The sequence below is a fragment of the Nocardioides sp. ChNu-99 genome (assembly GCF_029493445.1).
GTDB lineage: Bacteria > Actinomycetota > Actinomycetes > Propionibacteriales > Nocardioidaceae > Nocardioides.
On record NZ_JAHWBL010000027.1, the window covers coordinates 12,283 to 37,874 of the forward strand.

The following is a 25,592-nucleotide window of genomic DNA, read 5'->3' on the forward strand; positions in this document are numbered from 1 at the left end:
ATGGCTTCCTCTCGGGACGGACGACCTGACTACTCGGCGCCGCGCGGCGGGCCCGGCCTGCAGCGCGCGCTCCTGACGCTGCTGGCGCCCCTGCTCGCCCTGGCGCTGCTCACCGGCGCGCCGGGCGCAGCGCACGCGGCGTACCCGACCCTGACGACGGGGTCGAGCGGCCCCGACGTCACGGCGGTGCAGCACCTGCTGACCCACCACGGCCGGGCGACGGCGGCCGACGGGCAGTACGGCTCGGGCACGCGGGCCGCGGTGACCGCGTTCCAGGCCGACCGCGGCCTCACCGCCGACGGGATCGCCGGGCCCCGGACCATCGGGGCGCTCGTCGTCACGCTGCGCGAGGGCGACCGCGGGCCCGCGGTGCAGGCCCTCCAGACGCTGCTGAACGCCCGGGGCGCGGCGCTGAGCGCCGACGGCGACCTCGGACCGGCGACGGCCGCGGCCGTGCGCGCGTTCCAGTCCGCCCGCGGCCTCGCCGTCGACGGGGTCGCCGGGCCGCAGACGTGGGACGCGCTCTTCGGCTCCGGCGGGACGCAGCCGCCCGGGTCGTCGTACGACTCCCTGTCGGAGGCGCAGAAGGCCAACGCCCGCACCATCATCGCGGTCGGCAAGGGCGCCGGCGTGCCCGAGCGCGGCTGGGTCGTCGCGCTCGCCACCGCCTTGCAGGAGTCCACCCTCGTCAACGTCGACTTCGGCGACCGCGACTCCCTCGGCCTGTTCCAGCAGCGCCCGTCGCAGGGCTGGGGCAGCGAGGCGCAGGTGCAGGACCCGGTGCTCGCCTCGAAGGCGTTCTACGGCGTCGCCGTCCACACCCCGAACCCGGGGCTGCTGGACGTCGCGGGGTGGCAGTCGATGACGATCACCCAGGGCGCCCAGGCGGTGCAGCGCTCGGCCTACCCCGACGCGTACGCGCGGTGGGAGACGCTGGCGCGCGACCTCGTCGCCCGCGAGGGCGGGGTCGCGCCGATCGGCTGAGGCGCGCGGTCTGGCCCGTGAGGAGGGTGGGCGCCCGGACGCCGCGTCGTACGCTGGGAGAGGTGACCACCACGACGGCCCTGCCCACCCTCGGCGACCGCTTCGCGCGAGCCCTCCCGGAGCTCGCGGTCGACTGGCGGGCCGAGGAGGCCCCCGACCCGAGGCTGCTCGTGCTCAACGAGCCGCTGGCCCGCCGGCTGGGCCTCGACCCCGACGTGCTGCGCAGCCCCGAGGGCGTGCGCCTCCTCGTCGGCAACCTCGTCCCCGAGGGCGCCCACCCCGTGGCCCAGGGGTACGCCGGCCACCAGTTCGGCGGGTTCTCCCCGCGCCTCGGTGACGGACGGGCGCTCCTGCTCGGCGACCTGGCGGACGTCGAGGGCCGCCGGTTCGACCTCCACCTCAAGGGATCGGGGCGGACCCCTTTCGCCCGCGGCGGCGACGGTCGCGCGGTGGTCGGCCCGATGCTGCGCGAGCACGTGGTGAGCGAGGCCATGCACGCGCTCGGCATCCCCACCACCCGCTCGCTGGCGGTCACCGCGACGGGACGGCGGGTGCAGCGCGAGACGGTGCTGCCGGGCGCGGTCCTCGCCCGCGTGGCCAGCAGCCACCTGCGGGTCGGCAGCTTCCAGCACGCGCGGGCGAGCGGCGACCCCGACCTGCTGCGCCGCCTCGCCGACCACGCCATCGAGGTCCACCACCCGGAGCTGGCGGGCGCCGAGGAGCCGTACGCCGCCCTGTTCTCGGCGGTCGTCGCGGCGCAGGCGCAGCTCGTCGCGCGCTGGATGCTCGTCGGCTTCGTGCACGGCGTGATGAACACCGACAACGTGACGATCTCGGGCGAGACCATCGACTACGGGCCGTGCGCGTTCATGGACGCCTACGACCCGGCCACCGTGTTCAGCTCGATCGACAGCGGCGGCCGCTACGCCTACGGCAACCAGCCGGCCGTCGCGCAGTGGAACCTGGCCCGGTTCGCCGAGGCGCTCCTGCCGCTGCTGGACACCGACGAGGAGGCGGCCATCGCCCGGGCCACCGACCTGCTCGGCGGCTTCGCGACGGCGTACGTCGCGGCCTGGGCGGGCGGGATGCGCGACAAGCTGGGCCTGCCCGCCGGCCTCGGCGACGCGGAGACGATGGACCTCGCGGAGGGCCTGCTCGAGGTGCTGCGCTCCGGGCGGGTCGACTGGACGACGGCGTTCCGGGCGCTGGGCCGCGCCGCGCGGGGTGACGTCGAGGCGGTGCGCGCGCTCGTGCTGGACCTGCCCGAGGTCGACGCCTGGCTGGAGCGGTGGCGCGCGCTGGAGCCGGACGCGGACCGGATGGACCGCGTCAACCCCGTCTACGTGCCCCGCAACCACCTCGTCGAGGAGGCCCTCGCGGCGGCCACGGACGGCGACCTCGCCCCGCTCGAGCGGCTGCTCGAGGTCCTGGCGGCGCCGTACGACGAGCGGCCCGGCCTGGAGCGGTACGCCGAGCCCGGCCCCGACGCGGGCGACTACCAGACCTTCTGCGGCACCTGAGCCCGGAGCTGTCGGTGGGCCGTGCTGGGATGGTCGGCATGGCAGTCGCAGGGTCGGTCGCAGGGTCGGTCGCGGGTCCGGCGTACCAGCTGGTGCGCCCGCAGGACGACGTCGTGGTGCCCAGGCTCGACGCGCACCAGCAGCGCGTCGTCGACCACCCGGGCGGGCCGCTGCTCGTGCTCGCCGGGCCGGGCACGGGCAAGACGACGACGCTGGTCGAGGCGATCGTCGACCGGGTGGAGAACCGGGGCGCCGACCCCTCGTCCGTGCTCGCCCTCACCTTCTCGCGCAAGGCGGCGGAGCAGCTGCGCGACCGCGTGACGGCCCGCCTCGGCCGGACGACCGAGGCGGCGCTCTGCTCGACCGTGCACTCGTTCGCCTACGGCCTCGTGCGCCGCTACTCGCCGCCGGAGCTGTACGCCGCGCCCCTGCGCCTGCTGTCGGCCCCGGAGCAGGACGTCGTGCTCGCCGAGCTGCTGACGGACGCGCCGGAGTCGGTGCGCTGGCCCGACGCGCTGCGCCGCGCGGTCGGCACCCGCGGCTTCGCCCGCGAGGTCCACCACGTGCTGGCGCGCGCCCGCGAGAAGGGGCTGAGCGCGGACGAGCTGGTCGAGCTGGGCGAGCGCTCCGCCGCCCCCGAGCTCGTCGCCGCCGGGGCGTTCCTGGGGCAGTACCTCACGATCCTCGACCACACCGGTGCGATCGACTACGCCGACCTGGTGCGGCGCGCCGTGATCGAGGCCGAGGACCACCGCGACGAGCTGCGGGAGCGGTACTCGTGCCTGTTCGTGGACGAGTACCAGGACACCGACCCCGGCCAGGTGGAGCTGCTCCGCGCCCTCGCCGGCGACGGGCGGGACCTGGTGGCCGTGGGCGACCCCCACCAGTCCATCTACGGCTTCCGGGGCGCCGACGTGCGCGGCATCCTCGAGTTCCCCCGGGCGTTCCCGCAGGCCGACGGCTCGCCGGCCCCGGTCGCGGTGCTGGCCACGACCCGTCGCTTCGGCCCGCGGGTGCTCCGCACGGCCACGGCGGTCGCCTCGCGGCTCTCGCTCGCGGGCAGCATCGACCCGGTGGCCCGGGAGGTATTCAGCGCGCCGGTGACCGCGCCCGGGGCGCCGCGCGACCGCGTCGAGGTCCTGACCTTCGACACGGAGCGGGCCGAGGCCGAGCACCTGGCCGACCTGCTGCGCCGGGCCCACCTCGAGGACGGGGTGGCGTGGGGCGACATGGCGGTGCTGGCCCGCTCGGGCCGGGCGACGCTGCCGGCCCTGCGGCGCTCGCTGTCCGCGGCCGGGGTGCCGGTCGAGGTGGCGGCCGACGAGCTCCCGCTCGTTCGGGAGCCCGCCGTGGCACCTCTGCTCGACGCGCTGCGGACGGTCGTGCACCTCGACGTCACCGATCCCGAGGCGGAGTCGTTCGTCGACGCCGGCCAGGTGCAGGCGCTGCTCACGTCCCCGCTCGGCGGTCTCGACGCCACCGAGGTGCGCGCGCTGGCCCGCCACGTGCGGCTCGAGGAGCGGGCGCGCACCGCGGCGGACGGGGGTGCTCCGCGGCCCTCGGCCGACGTGCTGCGGGAGGCGGTGCTGGAGCCGGGGCGGCTCGACGACGCCGACGCGGCCGGCGTCGCGGGCGTGGCGAAGGCGCGGGCCCTCGGCGACCTCCTGCGGGCGGCGCGCGCCGTGGTGGACGGCGGCGGCACCGCGGAGGAGGCGCTGTGGGCCCTGTGGTCCGGCACGTCCTGGCCCGAGCGGCTGCGCCGGGGCACCACCCTGGGCGGCGCCGCGGCGCGGCGCGCCCACCGCGACCTCGACGCGGTCTGCGCCCTGTTCGAGGGCGCCGCCAAGATGGAGGAGCAGCGGGGCCACACCGGCGTGGGCTCGTTCCTCGACACCCTGGTGGCGCAGGAGATCCCGTCCGACACCCTCGCGGAGCGGGGCGTGCGCGGCGACGCGGTGCGCCTCCTCACCGCTCACCGCTCCAAGGGCCTGGAGTGGCGCCTCGTGGTCGTGGCCCACGTGCAGGAGGAGACGTGGCCCGACCTGCGCCGCCGGGTGACCCTCCTCGGCGCCGACCGCATCGGAGGGCCGGGGGACGACCTGCTGCCGCCGCCGGGGGTGCGCGAGGCCCTGATGGAGGAGCGCCGCCTCTTCTACGTGGCCTGCACCCGCGCCCGGGAGCGCCTCGTGGTCACCGCGGTGCGCTCCCCGGAGGACGACGGGGAGCAGCCCTCGCGCTTCCTCGCCGAGACGGGCGTCGACCCGGTCCACCGGGTGGGGCGGCCGACCCGGCCGTTGTCGATGACTGGCGTGGTCGCCCACCTGCGCCGCACCGTCGCCGACCCCGAGCGCCCGGAGGAGGTGCGCCGGGCCGCCGCCCGCCGGCTGGCGGCGCTGGCCTCGGCCCGCGACGTCGAGGGGCGCCCGCTGGTGCGCGCGGCCGACCCGGGCACGTGGTGGGGCACCCGCGGCCTGACGTTCGCGGAGACCCCGGTGCGCCCGGCCGACCAGCCGCTGCGCATCTCGGCGAGCACGCTCAGCTCCATCCTCGTCTGCCCCCTGCGCTGGTTCCTCGAGCGCGAGGCGGGCGGCAGCCAGGTCAGCAGCGCCTCCCAGGGCTTCGGCCTCGTCCTCCACGCGCTAGCGGAGCGCGTCGCGACGGGGGAGCTGCCCGGCGACCCGGCCGCCGTGGACGACCTCATTGCCCACGTGGACGAGGTGTGGCCCCAGATGTCCTTCCGCACCCCGTGGTCCGGCGCCCGGGAGCGGGCCGAGGCGCGGGCCGCGTTGCTGCGGTTCCTGCGGTGGCACACCCGGCCCGAGGCGCGGCGCGTGCTCGGTGTCGAGCAGCACCTGCGTGCGGAGCTGCGCCTGGACGACGGCGAGCGCATCGTCCTCAACGGCTTCGCCGACCGCCTGGAGATCGACGACCAGCACCGCGTCGTGGTGGTCGACCTCAAGACGGGGAAGTACCCGCCGACCGGCGCCGAGGTGGCCGAGCACCCGCAGCTGGGGCTCTACCAGCTGGCGGTCGAGCTGGGCGCCGCCGACGAGCTGCTGCCCCCGGAGCACCGCCCCGCCCGTTCCGGCGGCGCCGAGCTGGTGCAGCTGCGCAAGGAGACGCGGGGCAGCGTCAAGGTGCAGGCCCAGCCGCCACAGGAGGCCGACGCGACGGGCCGTCGGCTCGTCGAGCAGCAGCTGGCGCTCGCCGCCCGCGTCGTGCGCGGGGAGTCGTTCGGGGCCCGCGCCGGCGGTCACTGCGACACGTGCGCCTTCGTCGCCACGTGTCCCGCCACGGGCGCCGGGACGGTGCTGTCGTGACGGGCACGGCGGTGGAGCCGGGCGTGACGACCGGGGCGACCGCCCCGGTCGAGATCCGCACGCCCGCCGACCTGCAGCGGGTGATGCGGGCGCCGTACCCGGTGAGCGACGAGCAGTGGCGCGCCGTCAGCGCGCCGCTGGAGCCGGCGGTCGTGGTCGCCGGCGCCGGGTCCGGCAAGACCACGCTGATGGCGGCGCGGGTCGTCTACCTGGTGGCGACGGGCCAGGTGCGCCCCGAGCAGGTGCTGGGCCTCACCTTCACGACGAAGGCGGCCCGCGAGCTCTCGACGCGGGTCCGCGAGGCCCTCGCGGTCGCGGGGCTCGGCCCGGCCGGCTCGCGCCCGTCCCCCGAGGACGACGGCGAGGAGGTGCTGGAGCCGACGGTCGCGACCTACAACGCGTACGCCGCGTCCCTGCTGACCGAGCACGGCCTGCGGATCGGCCACGAGCCGGACACGCGGGTGATGGCGGACGCGTCGCGCTACCAGCTCGCGGAGCGGGCCATCACGCGCCACCGGCGCCCCGTCGAGCTGCTGAGCGACCACCCCGCGACGGTCATCGGCAACATCGTGGCGCTCGAGGGCGCCCTCAACGAGCACCTCGTCGAGCCCGACGACGTGCGGGCGTTCCACGCGCGGGAGCGGCCGCGCTTCACCGAGGCGCTGGCCGTCTCGCGGGGCAAGAAGGACCTCGAGGGCGTGCTCAACACCATCGGGCGGCGCGAGGAGCTGCTCGACCTCGTGACGGCGTACCGGCGGCTCAAGGGCTCGCTGGGGCTCATGGACTTCTCCGACCAGATCGCGCTGACGGCGCGGCTGGCCGACGAGCACCCGGACGTCGGAGCCCTCGAGCGCGGCAAGTACGCCGTCGTGCTGCTCGACGAGTACCAGGACACCTCGGTCGCCCAGGCCCTGCTGCTGCGCAAGCTGTTCTCGGGTCCGACGCCGGGGACCGGGCGCGGGCACGCCGTGACGGCCGTGGGCGACCCGAACCAGGCGATCTACGGCTGGCGCGGCGCGTCGGTCTCCAACATCCTCGGCTTCGGCCACGACTTCCCCCGCGCCGACGGGGCGTCCGACGTCGCGACCTACGCCCTGACGGTCAACCGGCGCTCCGACCGCCGCATCCTGGCCGCCGCGAACCGGCTCGCCGGCCCGCTGTACGCCGCGCACGACGTCGTGCGACCCCTGCGGGCCCCCGACGGCGCGGCGGAGGGGCGGGTCCGCGTCGCCGTGCACGACACGTACGACGACGAGCTGGCCTGGCTGGCCGAGCAGGTGCTCGCGACCCGGTCCGCGGGGACGCCGTGGCGCGAGATCGGCGTGCTGACCCGCGACAACCGGCACGCGGCCGACGTCTTCGACGCGCTGACCGCCCGCGAGGTGCCGGTCGAGATCGTCGGCCTGTCGGGGCTGCTGCGCCTGCCGGAGGTGGCGGAGGTGGTCGCCACGCTGACCCTGCTCCACGACCTGACCGCGAACGCCTCGGCCCTCGTGCTGCTGACCGGCCCGCGGTGGGCGCTGGGTCCGCGGGACCTGGCGATCCTGGGTCGACGGGCCCGCGACCTGGCCGCGACGGGCCCGGCCAGCGACCTCGAGCACGGTGTCGAGGAGGCCCTGGCCGTCGCCGTCGAGGGCGCCGACCCGACCGAGATCTCGTCGCTGTGCGACGCGCTGGAGTCGCCGGGCGAGGCGCCCGACTACCCCTACTCCCGCGAGGCCCGGGTGCGGATCGGGCTGCTGGCCGGCGAGCTGCGGATGCTGCGCGGCCACGTCGACGAGCCGCTGCTCGACCTGGTGCGGCGCATCGTCGACGTGAGCGGGATCGACGTCGAGCTCGCGAGCTCGACGTCGCCCGCGGCCGCGGCCCGCCGCGACAACCTCGACCTGTTCGTGCGGGCGGTGGCCGACTTCCAGGCCGTCGACGGCGCCACGGGCCTCGGCGCGCTGCTGGCCTACCTCGGCGCGGAGGACGAGATGGGCACGGGCCTCGACGTGGCCACGCCCACCGAGGCCGACTCGGTGAAGCTGCTGACGGTGCACCGTGCGAAGGGCCTCGAGTGGGACGTCGTGTTCTGCGTCGGGGTGGGGGAGGACAAGTTCCCCACCAAGCAGACCCGGACGCAGTGGACGACGGGACCGGCGGTGCTGCCCTCCCCGCTGCGGGGCGACGCCCGCGACGTGCCCCAGCTGCGGGGGTACGAGAAGGCCGACCTCGACGCCCTCAAGGTCGACGCCCGCGCCCACGAGGCCGAGGAGGAGCTGCGGCTGGGCTACGTCGCGTTCACCCGCGCCCGCCACGAGCTGGTGGCGTCGGCGTACCTGTGGACCGCGACGCGGGCCTCGCCGGTCGGGCCCTCGCCGTACCTGGTGACCCTGGCCGAGGCGATGGCGGACGACGGCGACGAGCCCGAGCGCTGGGTGGAGCGGCCGCCGAAGGACACGCCCAACCCGCTGAAGGCGGAGAAGCCCCCGGTGCCGTGGCCCGTCGACGGGCACACCCCGGAGGTCGAGCGGCGGCTGGTGGCCGCCCGGATGGTGCGCGCCGAGCAGGAGCGACTGGCGGCGGGCGAGGGCGGCGAGGCCGACGACGCGGACCTCGACATCGTCGGCATCGCCGAGGTGGCGGAGTGGGACGAGGAGATCGAGCGCCTGCTCGCGGAGGCCCGCCGGCAGGTGGCGGCACAGGTCGACATCCCCCTGCCGCCCAGCATCTCCGCGACCGCGCTGGGGCGGCTGCGCGACGACCCCGCGGTGATGGCACGGGAGCTCGCGCGGCCCATGCCCCGGCCGCCGTCGGCGGCGGCCCGCTTCGGCACGCGCTTCCACGCCTGGGTCGAGACGCGCTTCGACCAGCAGACCCTGATCCCGACCGACGAGGTGCCCGGCCGGGCCGACACCGACATCGAGGACGAGCGGGACCTCGCCGAGGTGGTGGCCGCCTTCGAGTCCGGCCCGTTCGCCGAGCGGGTGCCGCTCGCGACGGAGGCCCCGTTCGCGCTGGTGCTCGCCGGGCAGGTCGTGCGGGGGCGCATCGACGCGGTGTACGCCGAACCGGCGGGCGGCGACGCCGACTTCCTCGTCGTCGACTGGAAGACCGGGCGGGGCGGGCGCACCGACCCGCTGCAGCTCGCTCTCTACCGCCTCGCGTGGGCCGAGCTCCGCGGGGTGCCGGTGGAGCGGGTGCGCGCGGTCTTCTGCCACGTCCGCACGGGACGGGTGGTGGAGCCGCGCGACCTGCCGGGGCGCGTCGGCCTGGAGCAGCTGGTGCGGGGCGCGGCGCCGGGCTGAGGGCCGCGCGCCTACGCTCGGGGGGTGCCCGACCGCGACGCCCCGACCACCCCCGGCCACCGCCTCCCGCACGTCGCGCTGTCGGCGTACGCGCACGACCGCCACGGCGTCGAGCGCATCGACGAGGCGTGGCTGCGCCGGGCGTGGGAGGCCCCGGACACACGGGTGCTGCCGATCGCCGGCAACCGGATGCTCGTCGCCGACGGCGTCCCCGCGTGGGGCGCGGTCGACGACCTGCCGGCCGCGGCCGCCGAGCCGTCGGCGACCCGGCTGCTGCTGGGCGAGCACGAGGGCACGACGTACTTCGCGGCACTCTTCGACCCCGCCCGCGCCCCGCACCCCGAGGAGCAGTGGCAGGGCCTGCGGGCCGTCCTGGAGGGCGTCGTCGAGGGCCCCACCGCGCCGCTCGTGCTCCACGCGACGGGGATGGCGGAGTGGCACTGGAGCACCCGGTTCTGCACCCGCTGCGGCCGACCGGTCACGCCCTCGCACGCCGGCCACGTGCTCGTGTGCTCCACGGCGCGCGGCTGCGGCAAGCACCACTTCCCGCGCACGGACCCCGCCGTGATCATGCTCGTCACCGACGGCGAGCCGGGCGCCGACGACGAGCGCTGCCTGCTCGGTCACGCCCGGGCGTGGCCCGCGGGCCGGTTCTCGACGCTCGCCGGGTTCGTCGAGCCGGGCGAGACGTTCGAGGACGCGGTGCGCCGCGAGGTCGCCGAGGAGACGGCGGTCCGGGTGGGGGAGGTGACCTACTTCGGCAACCAGCCGTGGCCCCTGCCGGCGAGCGTGATGATCGGGTTCACCGCCCGCGCGACCTCCACGGAGATCGACGTCGACGGCGCCGAGGTGGCCGACGCGCGCTGGTTCACCCGGGCCGACATCGCCCGCGGGGTGGCCGACGGGTCGCTGGCGCTGCCGGGATCGGTGTCGATATCGCACCGCCTCATCCAGGCCTGGTACGGCGCGCCCCTCGACACCCGCTGGTGAGGCGGGCGCCGAGGGGCGCGGGGGAGACGGGCGCTCAGGCCAGGGAGGCGATCTTGGCCTTCACCTGCGCCAGGCTCGGGTTGGTCTGCGCGGAGCCGTCGGAGTAGACGAGCGTCGGCACCGTCTGGTTGCCGTTGTTGACCTTCTCGACCAGCGCGGCGGCGTCGGGCTGCTGCTCGATGTCGACCACGTCGTAGGCGATGCCCTCCCGGTCGAGCTGCCCCCGCAGGCGGTGGCAGTAGCCGCACCAGGGCGTGCTGTACATGGTGAACGTCGCGGTCATCGAAGTGTCCCCTCGGGCGTCTAGTGTCGTCGGCGCCATAACGTTCCACGCCGAGGAGATGTTCCCCCATGCCGTCGCCGCTCCCTCCGACGACGTCGTCCGCGCCCGCCGCGCTGCAGCCCGACGCCCTCCTCGAGGCCCTCGACCCCGAGCAGCGCCGGGTCGCCGAGGCGCTGCGCGGGCCCGTGCGCGTGCTCGCCGGGGCGGGCACGGGCAAGACCCGCGCGATCACCCACCGGATCGCGTACGGCGTGGCCACGGGCGTGTACGCGCCGACGGAGGTGCTGGCCGTGACCTTCACGACCCGGGCCGCCGGCGAGATGCGCACCCGGCTGCGCCAGCTCGGCGCCGGGGGAGTGCAGGCCCGCACGTTCCACTCGGCCGCCCTGCGCCAGCTGCGCTACTTCTGGCCGCGGGTCCACGGCAGCGAGCTGCCCGAGCTGGTGCAGTCGAAGCTCGGCATCCTCGGTCCGGCGGCGCGGCGGCTGCGCATCGGCACCGACGCGGCGCTCCTGCGCGACCTCGCCGCCGAGGTCGAGTGGAGCAAGGTCTCGAACGTGGGGCCCGACGACTACGCGCGGGTCGCGACGGCCCGCGGCCGCTCGGTGGGCGGGCTCGACGCGGCCGCGGTGGCCCGCGTGCTGACGGCCTACGAGGAGACGAAGCGCTCCCAGGGCCGGATGGACATGGAGGACGTGCTGCTGTGGACGGCGGGGCTGCTCGCCGAGGACGAGCGGGTCGCCGCCCAGGTCCGCCGGCAGTACCGGTGGTTCGTCGTGGACGAGTACCAGGACGTCTCGCCGCTGCAGTCCGCGCTGCTCGACCTGTGGCTGGGTGGGCGCGACGAGGTGTGCGTCGTCGGCGACCCCGCGCAGACCATCTACAGCTTCGCCGGGGCCGACGCGTCGTACCTGCGGGAGTTCCACCGCAAGCACCCGGGTGCCGCCTCGATCGAGCTGGTGCGCAACTACCGCTCGACCCCCCAGATCGTCGCCGGCGCCAACGCGCTGCTGGCGGGCACGCAGAGCCAGGGCGTCCAGCTGCGCGCGCAGGGCGCGGCGGGGCCCGAGATCGCGGCCCGCGCGCTGCCCGACGAGGTCGCCGAGGCCGACGCGGCCGCCGCCGAGGTGGCCCGCCTGCGCGCCCAGGGCGTGCCGCTCGGCGAGGTCGCGATCCTCTTCCGCATCAACGCCCAGTCCGAGGCGTTCGAGGAGGCGCTGGCCGCCCGCGGCCTGCCGTACGTCGTGCGCGGCGCCGCCCGCTTCTTCGACCGGCCCGAGGTCCGCCAGGCCGTCACGCTGCTGCGCGGCACGGCCCGGGCCGGGGTCGACGACGACGTGCCGCTGCCCGACGCCGTCCGCTCGGCGCTGGCCGGCATGGGCTGGGCGGCGGAGCCCCCCGCCGCCCGCGGCCAGACCCGCGACCGGTGGGAGTCGCTGCAGGCGCTGGTCGACCTCGCCGGCGACGCGGGCACCGCCGACCTGACGGCCTTCGTCGAGGACCTCGAGCGCCGGGCCGCCGAGCAGCACGCCCCGGTGGCCGACGGCGTCACGCTGGCCACCCTGCACGCGGCGAAGGGCCTCGAGTGGGACGTGGTGCTGCTGTGCGGCATCCACGACGGTGCCCTGCCGATCAGCTACGCCGACACCCCGGCCGCGGTCGAGGAGGAGCGCCGGCTGCTGTACGTCGGGATCACCCGCGCTCGCCGCGAGCTGGTGGTCTCCTGGGCCAGCGCCCGCCAGCCCGGCGGCCGCGCCTCGCGCAAGCCCTCGCGCTTCCTGCGCCCGGTGCTGCCGTCGTCGTTCGAGGAGGTCGCCGGGGCGGGCACGCGGTCGAAGGGGAAGAAGTCGCGGCACGCGGTGCACTGCCGCGAGTGCGGGCGCCCGCTGGACTCGGCGGCCGAGAAGAAGGTCGGGCGCTGCGCCGACTGCCCGGCGTCCTACGACGAGGAGCTGTTCGAGCGCCTGCGCGAGTGGCGGCGCGGCCGGGCCGCGGCGGAGAGCGTGCCGGCGTACGTGGTGTTCACCGACGCCACGCTGCAGCTCGTCGCGGAGCACCAGCCCCGTGGCGCGGACGCCCTGCTGAAGGTGAGCGGGGTGGGCCGCTCGAAGCTGGAGAAGTACGGCGACGAGCTGCTCGCCGTCGTCGCGGGCGAGACGCCCGAGGCGGCGGCCGCAGCGGCCGCCGGGGGAGCCGGGGGAGCCGGGGGAGCCGGGGAGACCCTCGACGAGGGCTGATCCGGGCCCGCCGGAGACCGGCGGTGAAATGAGTCAGAAAATAGATTGCCCATGACGGGCGGGCGCGGGTAACTTCGTGCCCGTTCTGACCACGAGCGCGACGAGGGCCCTGGCACGGCCCGCGCACGAAGATCGACCGGAGGAGGTGGCACCCATGGAGAACACGACGATGACGTGGAAGGCGAGCGAGCTCGCCGGCGTCGGCACGTCCGCCTGCACGCGTCGCCACCTGACCCTCGGTGGCGAGGCCGGCCGGGTGGCCGGCCTGCGTCTGCGTGCGTACGACGCCATCCGTGGCGCCGTCGCGCCCGCCGCTGCCCCGCGCGGCTTCGCGTTCCCGGAGACCCCTGCCTGGAGTCCACCCGTCTGACACAGCTCAGTCGGCGCCTCCAGGCCACGGTCCCCCCACGGGAACCGTGGCCTTTCTGTTTTCCCGCCCAACCGACAGGTCGACGAAGGAGGTGACACGACATGACCGTCCACGAGCTGGTGCCCGACGCGGCACTGCCCACCCTCGGGGCGCTGCACGACGCCGCCGACCAGGTGGACCCCCGGCTGCTGCCGTGCCGCAGGGGGGACGCCGAGCTGTGGTTCGCGGAGTCGCCCGGCGACGTCGAGGCGGCGAAGGCCCTGTGCCTCGACTGCCCCGTGCGGGCCCCCTGCCTCGACGGCGCCCTCGAGCGCCGCGAGCCGTGGGGCGTGTGGGGCGGAGAGCTCTTCGCCCAGGGCGTGGTGATCCCGCGCAAGCGCCCCCGGGGGCGCCCGCGGAAGAACCCCGTCGCGGCGTGAGCCCGCACCCGTCCGCGCAGCACCCGCACCACCCGCAGCACCACCCGCAGCACCACCCGATGACCCCCAGGAGGAACCGATGAACCTCGACCACCGTGTGCGTCCCCTCGGCGACGACCGCGTCGCCACCCCGACCCGCCAGGACGTGACCGCGTCGTGACCACCGCCCTGCAGCCCCAGACCTCCAGCACCCAGGACAGGAACACCGAGATGCAACTGCTCAACGAAGAACTGGCCCGAGCACAGTCAGCCGAGCTGCTCCTTGAGGCGGAGCAGCGCCACCAGGTCCAGCGCCTCGTCGCGGCGCGTCGCCTCAGCCGCAAGGCCGAGGTCGTCGCCGCCCGCGCGCGGCTCAAGCTGGCCCGCTCGCTCTGAGTCGACGGCTGCCGTCCCGTGACGGCGGCCCAGCCTCGGACGCACCTCCGTCACGAGCCCGTCGGGAAGGTCCCGGCGGGCTCGTGCCGTTCCTCCACCTCGTGCTGCTCGTCCGCCTCGTCCCGTTCCTCCACCTCGTCCCAGCTGCAGCCGCACCAGGGGTGGCGCGCCCAGGGCGTGCGGGCCGGCATCGCCCCGTCGAGGTCGACCGTGGCCGACCAGGTGGTGGGCAGCCCGCCGTCGACGAAGCGCAGCACGTCGCTGACCGCCCACCCGACCGCCCATCGCGCCAGCCCGGGGTCGACGGGCGGCGGGACGAGGCCGGGAGCGCTCGCCGCGGCCTGGCTGACGACGAGCGGGTAGCGGGGGTCCTCCTCGCTGCGGCCGGCGTCCACGCAGCGCTGGCACGCGGTCGTGCCGGCCACCACGAAGGGCCCCAGGCGCGCCCCGCCCGCGCGCAGCACGACCACCAGGTGCGGCTCGTCGCGGCGCACCAGCTCGTCGACCACCGCGCGGTCCAGCTCACCCACCGCGACGTGCACGGTGCACACGGGGGCGCGCGTCGTCGTACCCGCGCCCGTACCCGCGCCCGCACCATCACCGGCGGGGCGGACGAGCGCCTCCTCGAGCGCGTCCTCGATCGCCGAGCGCCACGGCTCCGCACCCGTGACCCGCACGCGGGCGTCGCGCCGACCGTGCAGGCGGTCCGCGGCGTCGGCCGGGTGGTCGGCCCACAGTGCGCTGACGGCCGAGCGTCGGGTGCCATCACCCGCGGTGCCGAGGGCGGCGAGGAGCGCGTCCGCGTCGACCAGCAGCCCCGCCTCGGCGAGGCGCCGGTGGGCGTCCCGGGCGGAGGGGGCGTCGGGCGTCGGGCCCGCCCCGGCGGTGTGCAGCGCGACGAGGTGCTCCCGCACCGCGTCGGTCGCGGGGAGCAGCGCCCGCTCGGGGCCGTCGACCCCGACCTGCAGGTGGCCGTCGCCGCGCCGCACCGGGACCCAGCCGGGGCGCAGCACGGCCCGTCGCGGCGCCACGTCGGTCCCACCCACCCCAGCGGTCGCCCCGGCAGCCACCCCGGCGGCGACCCCGCCTCGTCGCTCGTCCTCGCGCACGTCCACGACGACGAGCCTGGCACGGGCCGCGGCGGTGCGCCGTGCGCTCTCCACAGGGCACGGGGCGGCGCCCGGGGCCGCCCGCGTGGCGCGGGTCACGCCGTCGTCCCCGCCCGGGGCTAGCCTGCCGACCATGACGGACACCCCCGGGGCCGGCGCCCCCACCACGACCGAGCTGCCCCACCTGCGGGTCGAGCGGTACGACGACGGCGTCGTCGTGCTCGTCCTCGACAACCCCGACCAGCGCAACGCCATGTCCGCCCCGATGTCGGCGTCGTGGCAGCAGGCGGTCGACGGCCTGGTGGGGGACCGCGACGTCCGGGCGGTGGTCGTGCGCGGCGAGGGCTCGGCGTTCTGCTCCGGGGGCGACCAGAGGTGGATCGCGGGCGATCCCGAGGCGTCGGTCGACGACCTGCGCGCCCGGATGCTGCCGTTCTACCGGGGGTGGCTGTCGATCCGCCGCCTCGAGGTGCCCACCATCGCGGCCCTCAACGGCGCCGCCATCGGCGCCGGGCTCTGCGTGGCGCTGGCCTGCGACATCCGCTACGCCGCCCGTGGCGCCAAGCTGGGCGTGCCGTTCGTGAACCTCGGCATGCACCCGGGCATGGCCGCGACCTACCTGCTGCCCGACGTGGTGGGTCCCGCTCACGCGCGGGACCTGCTGCTGACCGGGCGTCTCGTCGCCGACGAGGAGGCCCTCGCGCTCGGCCTGGTCTCGCGCGTCATCGAGCGCGAGACCTTCGTCGACGAGGTGCTCGCCGCGGCCCACGCGGTCGCGGCCACCGCGCCGGTGCCGAGCCGCCTGACGACGCTGGCGCTCCGGTCGCGCCACGCCGACATCGAGGCCGGGCTGCAGTGGGAGGCGATGGCCCAGCCGATCACCCTGGCCACCGAGGACCTGCAGGAGGGGATCGCCGCGGCGCGGGAGCGTCGTACCCCGGTCTTCCGCGGCCGCTGAGCGAGAGCGAGGCCCCCGGCCGTCGTGGCGCCGCCGGCCTTCCCCTTGCCTGCGGAGCACGACGGACCCGGGGGCCTCGTCGCCCTCCACGCTAGGGGGTGGTGACCCCCCGGTCAACGGCGACGCCGGGCGCGGTCGTCCACCCCTGTGGACGAACCTGTGGAGGACGTGTGGACGAGGGGCCGCGGTCCGTGGAGGAGCGTGCCCGGGGCGGGGAGGCACCTGGGGAGCGTGCCCGCGGCGGACCGTCGACGACCACCGCTGACCTGCCAGGATGGTCGTCCACACCCTGGGGAGGAGAGCCGACGGTGACGCAGAGCTACGACGGGGGTCCGGTGGCGGCGCTGCGCCGCATCGCCTTCCTCCTCGAACGCGCCCGCGAGGACACCTACAAGGTGAAGGCCTACCGGGCCGCCGCGGCCGCGCTGCTCGACCTGCCGCCCGAGGAGCTGGCGCGCCGCGCGGGCGACGGCACCCTCACCGACCTGCCCGGCGTCGGCCGCAGCACCGCCCGCGTCGCCGAGGAGGCCGCCCGCGGGGAGCTGCCCGCCCGCCTCGCCGAGACCGAGGAGCGGTACGGCGGACCCCTCACCGCCGGCGGGCACGACCTGCGCCGGGCCCTGCGCGGCGACCTGCACTCCCACTCGGACTGGTCGGACGGCGGCTCGCCCATCGAGGAGATGGCGATGACGGCGATGGAGCTGGGCCACGACTACCTCGTGCTGACCGACCACTCGCCGCGCCTGCGGGTCGCGAACGGGTTGAGCCCCGCCCGCCTGCGGCGCCAGCTCGACGTGGTCGATGCGGTCAACGAGCACCTCGCCGACGGCGGCTTCCGGTTGCTCAAGGGGATCGAGGTCGACATCCTCGACGACGGTGCGCTCGACCAGGAGGACGCCCTGCTGGAGCGGCTCGACGTCCGGGTCGCGAGCGTGCACTCCAAGCTCGCCATGGACCCTGCGCCCATGACCCGCCGGATGGTGGCGGCGGTGCGCAACCCGTTCACGAACGTGCTCGGCCACTGCACGGGCCGGCTCGTGCGCGGCAACCGGGGCACCCGGCCGCCGTCGTCCTTCGACGCGCGGGCCGTCTTCGAGGCCTGTGCGGAGAACGACGTGGCGGTGGAGATCAACGCCCGCCCCGAGCGGCGCGACCCGCCCACCGCCCTGCTCGAGCTGGCCCGCGACGTCGGGTGCCTGTTCTCCATCGACTCCGACGCCCACGCACCGGGCCAGCTGGACCTGCAGGTCCACGGCTGCGAGCGGGCCGAGGAGGCCGGTATCAACCCCGACCGCATCGTCAACACGTGGACGCGGGAGCGTCTGACGTCCTGGGCGCGGCCCTCCTGACGCGCTAGCGTCCCCTCCATGGAGCCGGGGGCCGGCCCCGGCGCGGACCGGGGCGACGTCACGCCCGACGGCACGGGCCGCACCGGAGCCCGGCCAGACGTCGAGGTACGCCGCTCCCGTCGCCGACGGCGCACGGTCTCGGCGTACCGCGAGGGCGGCCGGATCGTCGTCCTCGTGCCCGCAGCGCTCAGCGACGCCGAGATCGAGCGCTGGGTGGCGGAGATGGTGCGGCGCATCGAGCGCTCGGACGCCCGCGCCCGCCCCAGCGACGACGAGCTGCTCGGTCGCGCACGCCGGCTCAGCGACCGCTACCTGGGCGGGATGGCGCGCCCCGCGTCCGTGCGGTGGGTGGACAACCAGCGCTCGCGCTGGGGCTCCTGCACCCCCGGGGACAGCACGATCCGCCTCTCCTCGCGGCTGCAGGGCATGCCGGCGTGGGTCGTGGACTACGTGCTCGTCCACGAGCTCGCGCACCTGCTCGTCCCCGGCCACGACGCCGACTTCTGGGCGTGGGTGGCGCACTACCCGCACGCCGAGCGCGCGAAGGGCTACCTGCTCGGTTACTCCGCCGCCGGGCGGCTGGAGCCGCCGCCGGGGGAGGAGCCCGACGACCTGGACGATCCCGCCGACCCCGCTGACCCCGACGGGTTCGACGCGCTCGCGGACGAGCCGGGTGACCCCGCAGCGGGCTCGGCGTCCGGCGTGCCCGGCACCGACTGAGCGCCCACCCGCGCCGTCAGCCGGGCGCGGGCGAACGTCACCGCCTCGACGAGGTCGGGCTCGGGGTCCGGCAGCGCGTCGACCGGCCACCACCGCACGTCGAGGGACTCCTCGCTCACGACCGGCTCGTCGGCGCCGTCGACGACGACGAGGAACCGCACGTCCAGGTGGTGCACGACGTCGTCGGGACCCAGCGTGGGGGGCCGGCAGAACGGCACCGGGTGCGCGGAGAGCTGCACCGGCGCCGGGTCCACCACCAGCCGGTGCGCCGGGAGGCCCGACTCCTCCGCGCTCTCGCGCAGGGCGGCCCCGGCCAGCGTCGTGTCACCGGTCTCGCAGTGCCCGCCGAGCTGGAACCACCGGCCGGCCTTGGCGTGCAGGGTGAGGAGCACGTGGTCGGCGGTCGCGTCGAGCACGACGGCGCTCGCCGTCACGTGGTCCGGGGCGGCGTGGCGGTACACCCCGTCGCGGTGCGCCCGCAGGTGCGCGACGTACTGCTCGCGCAGCGTCTCCTGGTGGGGGACCGGCGCGGCCCACGCCTCCAGCAGGGCCAGCGCGTCGGCGTGGAGGCTCACCCCGTGGGGCCGGGCCGCGTCGGGGGCTCCCCGCCGCCGTCCTCGTCGTCCTCCCCGTCGGTGCCGGCCTGCGGCTCGCCCTCCGGGCCGGCCAGCAGGTCACGCAGGGCGGCGTCGAAGTCGTCCTCGACGAGCTCGTCCGTGGTGAGCGCGTCCTCGCGGAACCCGAGCGGGTCGTCGAGGTCGGCGGCGCTCGGCAGCAGGTCGGGGTGCATCCACACGCCGTCGCGGCCCTCCGTGCCCTGACGGGTGCGCAGGGAGCCCCAGAGCGTCGAGGCGTCGCGCAGGCGGCGGGGCCGCAGCTCGAGGCCCACGAGGGTCGCGAACGTCTGCTCGGCGGGACCACCGGTGGCCCGGCGCCGGCGCACGGCCTCGGCGAGGCGCACCGCGTTCGGCATCCGCTCGGCGGTGGCCTGGCCGACGACCTCGTCGACCCAGCCCTCCACCAGCGCGAGGGTCACCTCGAGCCGCTCGAGCGCCGCCTTCTGCGCGGGGGACTGCTCGATCTCGAAGAGCCCGCCCTCCATGGCCTCCTGCAGCCCGGCCAGGTTGGTCGGGTCGAGGTCGCCGAGCTGGCTCTGCAGCTTCTGCTGGATGCCCTCGACGTCGATGTCGATGCCGCGGGCGTACGCCGCGACGGCCTCGACGAGGTGGCTCCGCAGCCACGGCACGTGCGCGAACAGGCGCTGGTGGGCGGCCTCGCGCAGCGCCAGGTAGAGCAGGACGTCGTCGGCGGGCACGTCGAGGCCCTCGGCGAAGGTGGCGATGTTGGCCGGCACGAGCGCAGCGCGACCGGTGGGGCCGAGCGGCAGGCCGATGTCGGAGGCGCTGAGCACCTCGCCCGCGAGCGTGCCGAGGCCCTGCCCGATCTGGGAGGCCAGCATGGCGCCGGTCGCCTTGGCCATCAGGTCGAGGATCGGTCCGCCCATCGCGCGGGCCTGCTCGGGCAGCGCGTTGCCGAGGGAACCGACGGCCTGCTCGGCCATGGGCTCGACGAGCACCTTCCAGACGTCGGTCGTGCCCACGACCCACTCCGCGCGGCTCCACGCGGCCGTCGAGGTGACGCCGCTCGGGAAGTCGGTCGCCGCGTCCAGCCACAGGTCGGCGAGGCGCACGGCGTCGGCCACGGCCGAGACCTGGCCGCTGGTGGGCGACGGGTCGGGGGAGGAGGCCACCTGTCGGCGGGCGAGATCCACCGCGACCGGCCAGTTGATGGGGCCGTCGTGCGGCTGCATCATCGCCTGCACCTGCTGCATCAGGCCGGAGAGGTCGGGCATGCCGCCCCCACCGCCACCGAGGAACGCGCCGAGGCCGCTGCCGGAGAAGAGGGCCTCGAAGGGGGTCCCGCGGAACGGGTTCTCGCCGTCGCCGGGTCGGTCGCCGCCGGGGTCGCCGGGCTCGTCGCTCATGGTGCAACGTTACTCCGGCACGCACGGCCCGCGACCGGCCGAGGACGGGCGCGGGTCCGGGTGTGCGGGTCCGGGTGTGCGGGTCCGGGTGTGCGGGGTCACTACGATCGGACGGGTGAGCCCCGAGGTGTCCGCCGCCCCCGCCGCCGTCGTGCGTCTCGTGGGCCTGCGCGAGCAGGCCCTGGACCTGGCGGAGGTGGTCGCCGCGCTCGACCACCCGGCGTCGGGCGCGATCGACCTCTTCGTCGGGCGGGTGCGCGACCACGACGGCGGTCGTGGCGTGACCGGGCTGGGGTACGTGGCGCACCCCGGCGCCCAGGCCGCCCTCGAGGCGGTCTGCGCGGAGGTCGCGGCCGACTTCGACGTGCAGGCGGTCGCGGTGCTGCACCGCGTGGGCGACCTGGCGATCGGTGACGCCGCAGTGGTCCTGGGCACGGCGGCCGCGCACCGCGGCACCGCCTTCGACGCGTCCCGCGCGCTCATCGACCGGCTCAAGGAGCGCGTGCCGATCTGGAAGCACCAGCTGTTCGCCGACGGCGACGACAGCTGGGTGGGCACGCCGTAGCGCCTGCCCGGTCGGGGGCGGCGCCCGCCGTACCCTCACCGGGTGGAGATCCTGCTCTGGCTCGTGCCGCCCGTCGTCGTCACCCTGGGGGCGATGGTGTGGGTGACGTGGCTGGACCGCGACCGTCCCGCGCCCGACCGCCACGAGCAGGTACGCCGCCTCGGCGACGCCCTGCGCCGGCCGCCGGCCGCCGGCTACGCGGTGCCCGGCGAGGCGCGGCGCGACCGCAGCAGCGGCGTCGCGGTGCGACGGCGCGAGGCCGGCTGAGCGACGCCCCGGTCGCCGGGTGCCGTCGGGTGTCGGGCGATGACCGCGTCCTTGCGGCCATTTGAGAGGGTGGGGCCCATGAAGCAGCGGACCCTGGCGGGCGTCGTGGCGGTGCCGCTCGTCGTCGGGCTGTGGTCCGCCGCGCTGTTCCTCCCCGCCCCGTTCGTCACCTACTACCCGGGCACGACGGCCGACCTGCTGGGCGAGAGCGACGGCACGCCGATCGTCGAGGTCGAGGAGCACGAGAGCTTCCCGCCGGAGTCCGGCGAGCTGCGGATGACCACCGCGAGCATCACCCGCCCGGAGACGCAGCTGGCCCTGGTGCAGGCCCTCTCGGCGTGGCGCGACCCCGACGCGGCGGTGCGCCCCTACGACAGCGTGTACGACGAGGACGAGGACAACGCGACCAGCGAGATGATCTCGACGGCCCAGATGACGGGCTCGGTCGACGTCTCGATCGCCGTCGCCCTCGCGGCCCTCGACATCGACTTCACGGCCAACGTGCAGGTCGGCGGCGTGCGCGTCGGCTACCCGGCCGAGGGCCTGCTGCAGCCGGGGGACGTCGTGCGCAGCATCGGCGGTCGGGCCGTGACCGCCCCGGCCGAGATCGGTGAGGTCGTCCAGCGCGCCGGGGTCGGGGCCCGCCTGGCCGCGACCGTCGAGCGCGACGGCGAGGAGCGCGAGGTGGAGATCGTCCCCGTGGAGGAGGACGACCGGGCCGTCATCGGGATCACCCCCGTCCAGGGCTACGACTTCCCCTTCCCCGTGCGGCTGACCCCGCCGGCCGGCATCGGCGGCTCGAGCGCCGGCACGATGTTCGCGCTCGCCGTCTACGACTACCTGACGCCCGGGGACCTCACCGGCGGCCTGCACGTGGCGGGCACCGGCACCATCTCGCCGGAGGGCGAGGTGGGCCCGATCGGGGGCATCGCCCAGAAGATCCCCGGGGCCCGCGACGACGGGGCCGCGGTCTTCCTCGTGCCCGTCGACAACTGCGGCGAGGCCCTGGGGGCCGCCAACGGCGACGTCCGCCTCGTCGCCATCGACACCTTCGACCGCGCCGTCGAGACGCTCACGGCGCTCGCTGACGACGTCGACGCCGACGTGCTGACCTGTGAGGACGTGACCCGGTGACGGAGCAGACCGACCGCCCCGAGCAGCCCGACCAGCCCGGCCCGGGCGCCGACGACGCGCCCGCGCTCGAGCGCGACCTCGCCGCCGAGCTCGACACGGACCCGGCCCTGGCCGCCGCCGTCCTCGAGCTGGAGTCGCACGCCGCGACGGCGGGCTGGGACCAGCCCGCCCGCCTCTACGCCCTGGTCGACACCGGCCTGCTCGTGGCGCAGGCGCCCGAGCTGGCCGCCAGCGCCGGCCTCGACGACGCCAGCGCGGAGGGGTCGCTGACCCCGGTGGAGCAGGACGAGCTGCCCGGCGGGCCCGGTGCGTTCGAGCGCGCCGTCGCCGACATCTCGTGGCCCCCGGCCGTCGCCGGGTGCGCCGCCGTGCTCGAGCGGCTCGTGCTGCCGCCCGAGGTCGACCCCGAGATCCCCCAGGACCCGGCGGAGGCCGACGCCTTCGCCCGCGCCCACCCCCTGCGCCAAGAGGTGCGCATGGTCGTGGGCGTCACGCGAGCGGGGGCGGCGTACTGCGCCCTGCGCATGCGATCGCACGACGACGAGCAGTCGGTGGTCGGTGGACCCGACCTGGTGCCGGGACTCGTCCAGCTGCTGGCCACCACCCTCGACGAGGAGAACCGAGACACGTGAGCGACCTTTTCGACTCCGGCCCCCGGCCGCCCCGCGGCGGCCCGCGCACGAGACCGGCCCCCTCGGGTCGTTCGCGCGCACTGCTCATCACGGCGGGAGTCGTGGTCGCCGGTCTCATCGCGCTCGCGGGCTTCTCGTCGTTCTGGACCGAACGCCTGTGGTTCGACTCCGTGGGCTACTCCGACGTGTTCTCGACGCTGGTGTGGACCCGCATCGCGCTGTTCGCCGTGTTCGGCCTGCTCATGGCCGCGGCCGTGACGACCAGCATGTGGCTGGCCTACCGCTTCCGGCCCGTCTTCCGCCCGGCCTCGCCGGAGCAGACGAGCCTCGACCGCTACCGCGAGGCGGTCACGCCGGTACGCCGGTGGCTGCTCGTGGTCATCGGCCTGCTCATGGGCGTCTTCGCCGGCACCTCGGGCGCCGGTCAGTGGCGCAACTTCCTGCTGTGGCGCAACGGCAAGTCCTTCGAGGAGACGGACCCCTACTTCGGCAAGGACCTGGGCTTCTACGTCTTCGACCTGCCGTGGTTCCACTTCGTCACCGACTTCGTGCTGGCCATGCTGGTCGTCTCGGCCATGGGCGCGGTCGTCGTGCACTACCTCTTCGGCGGCATCCGGCTGCAGGCCGCGACCGACAAGCTCTCGAGCGCCGCGCAGGTGCAGCTCTCCGTGCTCGTCGGCCTGCTCGTCCTGGTCAAGGGGCTCGACTACTACCTCGACCGCTTCGACCTGCTGACCGGCACCGGCGGCTACATCGACGGCATGGGCTACACCGACGAGAACGCGGTGCTGCCGGCGAAGAACATCCTCATGGGCATCGCGGTGATCTGCGCGATCCTCTTCTTCCTCAACGTCTGGCGCCGCACGTGGATGCTGCCGAGCGTGGGCCTCGGCCTGCTCGTGCTGTCCTCGATCCTGCTCGGCATGATCTGGCCCGCGATCATGGAGCGCTTCCAGGTGCTGCCGTCGCAGGCGGACCGGGAGGCGCCGTACATCGAGAAGCACCTCGCCGCGACCAAGGACGCGTACGGGATCGACGACGTCAACATCGACGACTTCGACGCCGAGACCGACCTGACGAACCTGTCGGAGGACTCGCGGGCGCAGCTGGCCAGCACCGTCGCCAACAGCGGCGGCGTGCGCCTGGTGGACCCGGCGGTCGTGCCGCAGACCTTCCAGCAGCTGCAGCAGGTGCGCGGCTACTACACGGTCTCGGACGTGCTCGACGTCGACACCTACGAGATCGACGGCATCGAGCGCGACGTCGTGCTCGGCGTGCGCGAGCTGAACCAGGCGGGCATCTCGGAGGGCAGCCAGAACTGGGCCAACCTCCACACCGTCTACACGCACGGGTACGGCGTCATCGCCGCCTACGGCAACCAGAAGCGCGCGGACAACGCGACGATCGTGCCGGAGGCCCCGGCGTGGGCCGAGCGCGACCTTCCGCCGGTCGGCGACCTCACGGACATCTCGGGAGAGGACGGCTACGAGGGCCGTATCTACTTCGGCGAGAACAGCCCGTCGTACTCGATCGTCGGCAAGGGCAGCGAGGGCGCGAACGACGTCGAGCTCGACCTGCCGCGGGGCAACGAGGGCGGGACCACCACGACGTACGACGGCGCCGACGGCGTCGAGGTCGGTGGCCTGTTCCACAAGCTGCTGTACGCGGTGAAGTTCGGCGAGCCGAACATCGTGCTGTCGGACCGGGTCAACGAGAACTCCCGGATCCTCTACGACCGCGAGCCGGGCCGCCGGGTCGAGAAGGTCGCCCCGTGGCTGACGGTCGACGGCGACGCGCTGCCGGCCGTGGTGGACGGCAAGGTCGTCTGGATCGTCGACGGCTACACGACGACGGACCAGTTCCCGCTGTCGAACCGCGAGTCGTTCGACGAGATGACCGACGACGCGCTGCAGAACGACAACCCGTTCCAGACGGTGCCGACCGACGACATCAACTACATCCGCAACGCGGTGAAGGCGACCGTCGACGCGTACGACGGCACGGTCACCCTCTACGCGTGGGACGAGGACGACCCCATGCTGCGGTCGTGGATGGACTCGTTCCCGGGCACGGTGCAGCCGCGCTCGGAGATCCCCGAGGGCCTGCTGAACCACATGCGCTACCCCGAGGACATGTTCAAGGTGCAGCGCTTCCAGCTGGCGTCGTACCACGTGGACGACGCGGGCGACTTCTACGAGGGCAACGACCGCTGGCAGGTGCCGGTCGACCCGAACAACGACCGGAGCCTGCAGCCGGCGTACCGGCTCTCGGTGCCGTCGGGTGACCAGGTCGAGCCGGACACGTTCTCGCTCACCAGCGTCTACACGCCGGCCAACCGCCAGAACCTCGCGGCCTTCGTGCAGGTGGACGGCGACGCCTCCTCCGACACGTACGGCGAGTTCCGCGTGCGGCGCCTGAGCTCCAGCAGCCAGGTGGCGGGTCCCGGGCAGATCGCCAACCAGATCCAGTCCGACCAGGGCGTGACGGACGCGCTGTTCCCGTACCGCCAGGGCGAGGTCCGGCCCGTGTTCGGCAACCTGCTGACCCTGCCGGTGGGGGAGAGCCTGCTCTACGTGCAGCCGCTCTACTCGATCCGCACCGCCGGTGACGGCAACTACCCCGTGCTCCGCTTCGTGGCCGTCTCGTTCGGCGACGACAACGTCGGCATCGGGCAGACGCTGGCGCAGGCGCTGGGCGACGTCCTGGGCGTCTCGCTGGACGACGGACCGGTGGCACCGCCGTTCGACCCGGACGACCCGGACGCTCCCGAGGAGCCGACCGAGCCGACCGGCACGGTCGAGCAGCGGATCGCCACCGCCCTCAGCGAGGCGGACCGGCTCTTCGCGGCCGCCGACGCCGCGCTCGAGGAGGGCGACCTGGGCACCTACCAGGACAACATCCGCGACGCGCAGGCGCTGATCGAGGACGCGCTCGAGCTCGCCGCGCAGCTGCCGGGTGCCGGTGCCGCCGCTGAGGGCGAGCCCTCCGCGGACGCCACGGCGGACCCGTCGGCCGAGGCCACGGAGCAGCCGGCCGAGCCGTCGGCCGAGCCCACGGAGTGACCGGTCGGGGGTGGGTGACCGGTG

The 25,592-nt window shown here is 75.5% G+C and carries 20 protein-coding genes and 1 pseudogene; 17 read left to right on the forward strand and 4 right to left on the reverse strand.

Annotation, left to right across the window (positions count from 1 at the left end; genetic code table 11):
* The 5 genes from KK617_RS10690 (at position 1) to nudC (ending at position 10,104) form a co-directional block, all read left to right on the forward strand.
* Positions 1-984, forward strand: coding sequence for a peptidoglycan-binding protein (locus KK617_RS10690; RefSeq protein ID WP_277499985.1), 984 nt, complete (start codon positions 1-3; stop codon positions 982-984).
* A gap of 62 nt (positions 985-1,046) precedes the next feature.
* Complete coding sequence (locus KK617_RS10695; protein ID WP_277499987.1) at positions 1,047-2,504, forward strand: protein adenylyltransferase SelO; 1,458 nt, start codon at positions 1,047-1,049, stop codon at positions 2,502-2,504.
* A gap of 38 nt (positions 2,505-2,542) precedes the next feature.
* Positions 2,543-5,824: an ATP-dependent DNA helicase gene (locus KK617_RS10700; RefSeq protein WP_277499988.1), complete on the forward strand. Its 3,282-nt coding sequence runs from the start codon at positions 2,543-2,545 to the stop codon at positions 5,822-5,824.
* The gene (locus KK617_RS10705; RefSeq protein WP_277499990.1) at positions 5,821-9,114 is read left to right on the forward strand and encodes an ATP-dependent DNA helicase; all 3,294 of its coding nucleotides are present in this window, start codon (positions 5,821-5,823) and stop codon (positions 9,112-9,114) included. The genes KK617_RS10700 and KK617_RS10705 overlap by 4 nt, the downstream gene beginning before the upstream one ends.
* Positions 9,115-9,138: 24 nt before the next feature.
* Positions 9,139-10,104 (forward strand): NAD(+) diphosphatase, encoded by a 966-nt coding sequence (nudC, locus tag KK617_RS10710; RefSeq protein WP_277499991.1) that lies wholly within the window; start codon positions 9,139-9,141, stop codon positions 10,102-10,104.
* A gap of 34 nt (positions 10,105-10,138) precedes the next feature.
* Here nudC and KK617_RS10715 read toward each other — a convergent pair whose 3' ends face one another.
* The gene (locus KK617_RS10715) at positions 10,139-10,387 is read right to left on the reverse strand and encodes a mycoredoxin (RefSeq protein WP_277499992.1); all 249 of its coding nucleotides are present in this window, start codon (positions 10,385-10,387) and stop codon (positions 10,139-10,141) included.
* Between the two features lie 68 nt (positions 10,388-10,455).
* Between KK617_RS10715 and KK617_RS10720 the strand changes: the two genes are divergently transcribed.
* The 4 genes from KK617_RS10720 (at position 10,456) to KK617_RS10735 (ending at position 13,788) form a co-directional block, all read left to right on the forward strand.
* Entirely contained in the window at positions 10,456-12,624 is a 2,169-nt protein-coding gene (locus tag KK617_RS10720) for a UvrD-helicase domain-containing protein (protein WP_277499993.1), read from the forward strand.
* Positions 12,625-12,778: 154 nt separating this feature from the next.
* Positions 12,779-12,994 carry a hypothetical protein gene (locus tag KK617_RS10725; RefSeq protein ID WP_277499994.1) on the forward strand — a complete coding sequence of 72 codons (216 nt, stop codon included), beginning with the start codon at positions 12,779-12,781 and terminating at the stop codon, positions 12,992-12,994.
* Between the two features lie 101 nt (positions 12,995-13,095).
* Positions 13,096-13,413 (forward strand): WhiB family transcriptional regulator, encoded by a 318-nt coding sequence (locus tag KK617_RS10730; RefSeq protein WP_277499995.1) that lies wholly within the window; start codon positions 13,096-13,098, stop codon positions 13,411-13,413.
* A gap of 156 nt (positions 13,414-13,569) precedes the next feature.
* On the forward strand, positions 13,570-13,788 hold the full coding sequence (locus KK617_RS10735; protein ID WP_277499997.1) for a hypothetical protein: 219 nt from the start codon (positions 13,570-13,572) through the stop codon (positions 13,786-13,788).
* Positions 13,789-13,838: 50 nt separating this feature from the next.
* Here KK617_RS10735 and KK617_RS10740 read toward each other — a convergent pair whose 3' ends face one another.
* The gene (locus KK617_RS10740; RefSeq protein WP_277499998.1) at positions 13,839-14,903 is read right to left on the reverse strand and encodes a hypothetical protein; all 1,065 of its coding nucleotides are present in this window, start codon (positions 14,901-14,903) and stop codon (positions 13,839-13,841) included.
* A 127-nt stretch (positions 14,904-15,030) separates the two neighbouring features.
* Here KK617_RS10740 and KK617_RS10745 point away from each other — a divergent pair, with 127 nt between their 5' ends.
* From KK617_RS10745 to KK617_RS18685, 3 genes are all read left to right on the forward strand, one after another.
* Entirely contained in the window at positions 15,031-15,855 is an 825-nt protein-coding gene (locus KK617_RS10745; RefSeq protein ID WP_277500000.1) for an enoyl-CoA hydratase/isomerase family protein, read from the forward strand.
* A 308-nt stretch (positions 15,856-16,163) separates the two neighbouring features.
* Positions 16,164-17,204: a PHP domain-containing protein gene (locus KK617_RS10750; RefSeq protein ID WP_277500001.1), complete on the forward strand. Its 1,041-nt coding sequence runs from the start codon at positions 16,164-16,166 to the stop codon at positions 17,202-17,204.
* Between the two features lie 18 nt (positions 17,205-17,222).
* The gene (locus tag KK617_RS18685) at positions 17,223-17,924 is read left to right on the forward strand and encodes a M48 family metallopeptidase (protein ID WP_346812991.1); all 702 of its coding nucleotides are present in this window, start codon (positions 17,223-17,225) and stop codon (positions 17,922-17,924) included.
* A gap of 77 nt (positions 17,925-18,001) precedes the next feature.
* Here the strand turns inward: KK617_RS18685 and KK617_RS18690 are convergent.
* Both KK617_RS18690 and KK617_RS10765 read right to left on the reverse strand, forming a co-directional pair.
* Positions 18,002-18,499: pseudogene (locus tag KK617_RS18690) on the reverse strand (NUDIX domain-containing protein); the annotation flags it as partial.
* Positions 18,496-19,908 (reverse strand): zinc-dependent metalloprotease, encoded by a 1,413-nt coding sequence (locus KK617_RS10765; protein ID WP_277500002.1) that lies wholly within the window; start codon positions 19,906-19,908, stop codon positions 18,496-18,498. The pseudogene KK617_RS18690 and the gene KK617_RS10765, both read right to left, overlap by 4 nt.
* Positions 19,909-20,023: 115 nt before the next feature.
* Here KK617_RS10765 and KK617_RS10770 point away from each other — a divergent pair, with 115 nt between their 5' ends.
* The 5 genes from KK617_RS10770 (at position 20,024) to KK617_RS10790 (ending at position 25,568) form a co-directional block, all read left to right on the forward strand.
* The gene (locus KK617_RS10770) at positions 20,024-20,473 is read left to right on the forward strand and encodes a molybdenum cofactor biosynthesis protein MoaE (protein ID WP_277500003.1); all 450 of its coding nucleotides are present in this window, start codon (positions 20,024-20,026) and stop codon (positions 20,471-20,473) included.
* 42 nt (positions 20,474-20,515) lie between these two features.
* The gene (locus tag KK617_RS10775) at positions 20,516-20,740 is read left to right on the forward strand and encodes a hypothetical protein (RefSeq protein WP_277500004.1); all 225 of its coding nucleotides are present in this window, start codon (positions 20,516-20,518) and stop codon (positions 20,738-20,740) included.
* Between the two features lie 78 nt (positions 20,741-20,818).
* Complete coding sequence (locus KK617_RS10780) at positions 20,819-21,874, forward strand: S16 family serine protease (RefSeq protein WP_277500005.1); 1,056 nt, start codon at positions 20,819-20,821, stop codon at positions 21,872-21,874.
* On the forward strand, positions 21,871-22,506 hold the full coding sequence (locus KK617_RS10785) for a PPA1309 family protein (protein WP_277500006.1): 636 nt from the start codon (positions 21,871-21,873) through the stop codon (positions 22,504-22,506). The genes KK617_RS10780 and KK617_RS10785 overlap by 4 nt, the downstream gene beginning before the upstream one ends.
* A complete protein-coding gene (locus tag KK617_RS10790; protein WP_277500007.1) occupies positions 22,503-25,568 on the forward strand; it encodes a UPF0182 family protein in 3,066 nt (1,021 codons plus the stop codon). Before KK617_RS10785 ends, KK617_RS10790 begins: the two co-directional genes overlap by 4 nt.
* Positions 25,569-25,592: the final 24 nt, after the last annotated feature.

Excerpts from the sequence above, each read along its gene's own strand:
- KK617_RS10725 (WP_277499994.1), top strand. The coding sequence starts at position 12,779 with ATGGAGAACACGACGATGACGTGGAAGGCGAGCGAGCTCGCCGGCGTC.
- KK617_RS10700 (WP_277499988.1), top strand. The coding sequence starts at position 2,543 with ATGGCAGTCGCAGGGTCGGTCGCAGGGTCGGTCGCGGGTCCGGCGTAC.
- KK617_RS10720 (WP_277499993.1), top strand. The coding sequence starts at position 10,456 with ATGCCGTCGCCGCTCCCTCCGACGACGTCGTCCGCGCCCGCCGCGCTG.
- KK617_RS10730 (WP_277499995.1), top strand. The coding sequence starts at position 13,096 with ATGACCGTCCACGAGCTGGTGCCCGACGCGGCACTGCCCACCCTCGGG.
- KK617_RS10715 (WP_277499992.1), bottom strand. The coding sequence starts at position 10,387 with ATGACCGCGACGTTCACCATGTACAGCACGCCCTGGTGCGGCTACTGC.
- KK617_RS10745 (WP_277500000.1), top strand. The coding sequence starts at position 15,031 with ATGACGGACACCCCCGGGGCCGGCGCCCCCACCACGACCGAGCTGCCC.
- KK617_RS10780 (WP_277500005.1), top strand. The coding sequence starts at position 20,819 with ATGAAGCAGCGGACCCTGGCGGGCGTCGTGGCGGTGCCGCTCGTCGTC.
- KK617_RS18685 (WP_346812991.1), top strand. The coding sequence starts at position 17,223 with ATGGAGCCGGGGGCCGGCCCCGGCGCGGACCGGGGCGACGTCACGCCC.
- KK617_RS10690 (WP_277499985.1), top strand. The coding sequence starts at position 1 with ATGGCTTCCTCTCGGGACGGACGACCTGACTACTCGGCGCCGCGCGGC.
- KK617_RS10765 (WP_277500002.1), bottom strand. The coding sequence starts at position 19,908 with ATGAGCGACGAGCCCGGCGACCCCGGCGGCGACCGACCCGGCGACGGC.